General features: G+C 39.6%; 3 protein-coding genes. 1 reads left to right on the top strand and 2 read right to left on the bottom strand.

Translation table 11 applies throughout. The features are described from left to right. The first annotated feature begins 453 nt into the window (after positions 1–453). The gene (locus F902_RS00005; protein WP_004870594.1) at positions 454–2409 is read left to right on the top strand and encodes an alkyl/aryl-sulfatase; all 1956 of its coding nucleotides are present in this window, start codon (positions 454–456) and stop codon (positions 2407–2409) included. A gap of 232 nt (positions 2410–2641) precedes the next feature. On the opposite strand, the gene F902_RS00010 is transcribed toward F902_RS00005, so the two are convergent. After that, entirely contained in the window at positions 2642–4456 is a 1815-nt protein-coding gene (locus F902_RS00010) for a relaxase family protein (protein WP_004706791.1), read from the bottom strand. Beyond that, positions 4446–4847: a MobC family plasmid mobilization relaxosome protein gene (locus tag F902_RS00015; protein WP_004706792.1), complete on the bottom strand. Its 402-nt coding sequence runs from the start codon at positions 4845–4847 to the stop codon at positions 4446–4448. Before F902_RS00015 ends, F902_RS00010 begins: the two co-directional genes overlap by 11 nt. Positions 4848–5689 lie beyond the last annotated feature (842 nt).

Raw genomic sequence — 5689 nt, forward strand, 5'->3', positions numbered from 1 at the left:
GAGAGTCAGGTAACGAAAGACTTTTTACTGATACAATGCTTGCCATTTTTTATCAATTTGATAGAATTTGAAAAGCGGTACAAGCCGAAAGGTGAAATCATAACGGTCGTCAAACCTTATGATCTTCGTTACTTGATGCTCGAACATCAAATAACTGCGTACCACCAAATTTAAGACAAAACCCCTCTAAGTTGCAAGACTCAGAGGGGTTTTTCTTTAGGTTTTAACAAAATTTTTATTTTTCTCTCCTACTAACTCATGCCCAATAAGGACTGCGTAGTTTTAATAAAAACAGGTATATTCTTGTAAAATATTATTTTATGATTCCATCATAAAAAATGATGGCTGTTATTATAATGTTTGAATTGAAAAGCTTCTATTAATTCAACACATATCAAAAATAGTATAGACAAGGAAATCAACATTTATGGATATTTTGAAGAAGGAAAGACAATGAAAGTTAAATTTTTAACGGTTTCATTGATGTTTATTTTGCCATTTTCTGTTTTTGCAGCAAATGGACAAGTCGAAAAAGCGGTCATTGAATCAAATAATGCGTATAAAACGAAATATAATTTAGACGATATGACAGAGTTTAATTATGCGCAAAAAGGCTTTATTGCCAAGCCAACAGGTCAAATTAAAAGTGAAAAAGGCAATGTGATCTGGGATTTTGATGCGTTTAATTTTTTAAATGATCCAGCACCAAATACTGTTAATCCTGCACTATGGCGACAAGCAAAGCTCAACAATAATGTTGGTCTATTTAAAGTGACAGATCGAGTTTGGCAAATTCGTGGTTTTGATTTGGCAAATATGACCATTATTCAGGGTGATACTGGCTGGATTATTGTGGATACATTAACCTCTAAAGAAACGGCTGAAGCAGCACTTAAATTTGCTAGGCAGCATTTAGGTGAGCAAAAAATTTCAGCCATTATCTTTACCCATAGCCATATCGATCATTTTGGTGGTGCATTAGGCGTTCTTTCTACAGAAGAAATTAACGCTAGAAAAACCCCAATTATTGCGCCACAAGGCTTTATGGAAGAAGCGACCAGTGAAAATTTGATGGCAGGTTCAGCCATGATACGTCGTGCGACCTATATGTATGGAACCTTTTTACCAAAGAATGCTGAAGGATTGGTGGATACAGGTTTAGGTAAGGCTGTTGCTGTTGGGAAAATGGGAATCCTTGAGCCTACACAACTGATCACCCAAGCAGAACAGAAAATGACCATTGATGGTTTGGATTTTGTGTTTTATAACGTGCCGGGTTCAGAAGCGCCAGCAGAGTTAACCTTCTCTATCCCATCACTGAAACTTTATAATGGCGCAGAAATTCTTTCGCATACCATGCATAATCTTTATACCCTCCGCGGTGCCAAAGTCCGTGATGCCTTAAAATGGGTAGGCTATTTAGACCAAGCAATGCAGCATGCCAAAGCATCCGATGTATTGATTGCACAACATCATTGGCCTGTCTGGGGCAATGACAATATTCAAGATTTTATTAAAACCCAGCGAGATGTTTATAAGTTCACACATGATCAGACGGTGAGATATATGAACTCTGGTTTTAATGGTGCTGAAATTGCCGAGAAAATTCAGCTTCCAGCGGCACTTGATCAAAAGCTATATGCGCATGGCTATTATGGAACCTTAAAGCATAATGTAAAAGCGATATACCAATACTATATGGGATGGTTCGATGCTCATCCTTCCAATTTAGATCCATTACCGCCTAAAGCTGTTGCAAAAAAATATATTGAGTTGGCAGGTGGGGAGAATAATGCATTAAAAAATGCGCGGGATGCCTATGCTCAAGCTGACTATAGATGGGCTGCCGAGATTTTAAAACATATTGTGTTGAATAACCCTCAAAACCAACAAGCAAAAGACTTATTGGCAAATACGTATCGTCAATTGGGCTATGCTGCTGAGGCTTCAACTTGGCGTAATTTCTTTTTGGTGGGTGCTCAAGAGCTACAAAATAATGTACCCCTACAAAATACATCTGATCCGAGTGATTTATTGATTCACACGCCAACTGAAAGATTTCTTGAAGCCATGGCGACAAATTTAGATGTGGAAAATTTAAAAAATGAAAACCAGTGTATCAATCTGGTTTTGTCGGATACCCAAGAGAATTTTTCATTATGGGTTGAAAACTCAATCATGCAGTTTAAGCGTCATGATGACAGTAAAGATTTGGCATCGGATTGCCCAACATTAACCGTAACCAAGCCCTTATATCTAAAAATGATTACAGGTCAAATAAAAGGGGTAAAAGTCCTGCTTTCTAACGAAAGTAAAGTCAAAGGCAATCCATTGGAAATTGGAAAATTCTTTGCAATGTTTAAACGTCCAGACTCAACTTTTCCAATTGTCACTCGACCAAATGATTAGGATGAAATGACTGGGCTTAAAGAACCCTACCAAATTAAAGTCTCCGCTTTTATGTGCACACATTAGTGCACATAAATACAAAATTAGTTTAATTATTTCAATAATTTACAATCAATAAAAAAGCCTAACTTGTCTAAGTCGGGCTTTTTTATTGATTCTTCACGTTTCACGCCTAATATTTAATCATTGTTCCATATTTTTGATTAGCAACAGTCGGAATCGAGCATAAACCCTACATGCCAAAATTCATGCCCCGATCTCGCTTAGGTTGGGGCTGCTCCATTTCCTTTTTCCGTTCCTTCATTTGGACGATATTCGCTTCAATAGTTCGGACGTTTCGAGCAAATTCTGCTGAGCTTTGGCTACTTGTGACGAGACTGACCGTTGTGTGGTTGAGATTTTCTCCAGTACGTCCTCGTAATTCGTTGTAATTTGGCTCATCTCCCTGACTTTGCCATTGATCTGCTCGGTATAGGTCGCTGTATTTTTTTCCAATTCGTGAAATTGTGTCTGTATTGTCGATAATGACTTTTGTGTTTGCACTAAGTCTGTCTGTACGCTCTCCATTGCCTTTGATTGTGCTGATAAGGCTTGGATAATTTTCTTTTGCATCACGTCTAAACTCTGCTGTTGCTGCTGCAACTGAGTTTGTTGTTGCTGTAATTGCTGCTGTTGTTCTTCGATGATTTTCAATAACTGTGTTTCTAATTCGGTCATCACTTAATACCCCATCGGCACCATGAAGTTGTTCTGCCAATCCCCTGCGTCCTTGTTGATCTGAATACATAGACGTTGGGCTTTGCTGTTTTGCTGTCTGCATGTGCTGAACGTCAAACTGCCCCCCGATCGGTTCAGGTGATCCACTCGCATTTGTTTCTCGTTGATGGTCATATTGAGTGTCCGTATCTCGTTGTACTTGCTTTTGCCCATAAAACCGAGCGCAATAATGAGAATAATTAAAATAGCAGCTCCCAAAATCATTGCCATATTCAAAGTGGTAAGCTGTTTCAGTAGGCTTTTGTTCTGAACTTGCTGTTCTTTTGTCTGTATCTGCTCGTTCATTTGCTTTAAACGGCTCAATTTGGACTGTAGCAAGGCTTGGTACTGGTCGAGCTGCTTCTCGATCTGCTGTGAGCTGTTCTGTAGGTTCTGCGCTAATTTCTCGTCTGACTGCTGGATAGCGGTCGCTGTGATATTGGCTCTTGTGCTCAAGCTGTCTTTGATAATCTGTGACGTTTGCTCGATACCGCTCAGAAGTTGTTCCTCGGTACGTTGCAATTCGCTGTTGTACTTCTTGTCGATATTCGCCAGTAGCGCTAAAGCCTTGCTCATAAACCTCTCCACTTAAACGGATAGGACGTGTTGCGCCCTCGTATGGATTTTCGATTGATATTGATTTTTGGGTTTGTCGGGTGACTTTGATTTCATTCGATTCAAGCCATTCAACCAATTTTTGCCGATCGGCAACTTTGCCATCGACTACAGCTTGGTAAATCCTTTGGTGTAACTGATCTTTAAAATCCTTCACATCCTTGGGTAAGTTCTTCTTATTGATTAAAAGCTGCTGATTGTTCGGATCATCGGGATCATATAGTTGATGTTCTGCATTGGTAATCTGCTTAAACAGATCCACTCGATCTAAATCCACTGGCGCATAAAATGGCTGTAGCCGTTTGCCTGTCGAAAGCTCAACGTTTGGAATCACAAAATTCAGCTCAAGCCGTGTCTCTCCAGTATCTTGATTCACCTTATCTTGGTGCTGTACCCATAAAATTTGGTACTGATCTTTATCGAGACCAGGGAAAAGGCATTCCTCAAAATTTTGCATGATCTGCTGTTTATCCTGGTCAGATAAAGCATGCTCGTAAAAGGATAAACAACCACTGGTATATTTCTTGGCAAAAGGACTGCTATCAATCAGTTGAGCGGTCAAGTCAACATCACCACTTAAAACCTGTGCATGTTCTCGCTCTCTATCTTCACCAAGCAAATAATCTAGACAACCTTTAGATAATCCTGAACCATGTCTAAAAAAATCAACGATCATCTGGTCGTAACTCCCGAAGTTGTTGATCTATGGAAATCAACAAATGAAGTAACTTCACTTTGTCAAAAGTACCTGTCCCTGCAATATCCGTATTAATCGCTTTGGCAATCTGATTCACGTTATTACCTATACGACCCAATTCTAGGATTAAATTTCTCTCTGTCTTGCTATATGAAGATTCAACAATCTTTGTTGATTTAATTTTTTCAGCATCATCTGCTTTGGAATTATAAATCTTTGTTGCTTTATCTACTGCTGACTGACGTAGCAACTTTGCGATTGAACCAAAAGGATTATTGGCATCGAGCAATTGATATTCTGATTCTGAAAGTCTGACTTTAAACGTCCGTTCCCGTACTACTTTCTGTTTAGTTACTGAATCTATTTCCACTTGAACAATCCCATTCTTGGTCTAACCGGTTTAGAGGAAAATCTTTGATTTTTCTTTAAACCGGTTTTCGGGGGTATCGGGGGTGAAGCCCCTGATCAAGGTCACAGCTTAGCACTATTAAACGAAGTGAAATAGGGGTAACTGTGTATCCTTGCTTATTTAAAAAGGGAAAGAATTATTTATACTAAAATTTAATCAAATGATACAGTATATAAACCCTAATAAGAACTGGCATAAATCTTGTAAAACAATAGCACTCAACTCTTTCTCACCACCACCACAGCCCTCGCTTTGCTCAGGCAGATGGTGAGCGTTGAGAGAGTTTCGGCAATACTCTCCCTAAGGGCTGTCATTCAAAAAATAACACATCCCCTAAGTATTGCCGATTTAACCTGATTAGGCTGACGGAGCCACGCATCGGTCGTATCCGCACCATGCTTCACATACATGGCAGACAAGGACTAAAGGTACTGCACCTCTCCCCACGCGCTCCCTGTCGAAGTATGGCGGTATCTCTGCGAGGATTTCTCCAACATGCAACTTAACCAACCTATACAACTACTCTCAACGCTCCGCTTTTGTGGGATTCCCCTGTAACGGTTCAGCTCCTGCTTCTCAGCTTTCACTATCGCTACGATGCACCAGTGACACTTATTCCCTCCACATGCACCGCATATCTTCCTTAAAAAGGATGCACAGAAGCTGATAAGGCTCGAATACTGTCTATGTATTGCTTATTGGATGAACGAGAGTCAGGTAACGAAAGACTTTTTACTGATACAATGCTTGCCATTTTTTATCAATTTGATAGAATTTGAAAAGCGGTACAAGCCGAAAGGTGA

It is taken from the genome of Acinetobacter higginsii (assembly GCF_000369525.1).
In the GTDB taxonomy this organism is placed as follows: domain Bacteria; phylum Pseudomonadota; class Gammaproteobacteria; order Pseudomonadales; family Moraxellaceae; genus Acinetobacter; species Acinetobacter higginsii.

What these genes read in the sequence shown, in the direction of transcription:
- F902_RS00005 (WP_004870594.1), top strand. Translation starts at nt 454, where the DNA reads ATGAAAGTTAAATTTTTAACGGTTTCATTGATGTTTATTTTGCCATTT.
- F902_RS00010 (WP_004706791.1), bottom strand. Translation starts at nt 4,456, where the DNA reads ATGATCGTTGATTTTTTTAGACATGGTTCAGGATTATCTAAAGGTTGT.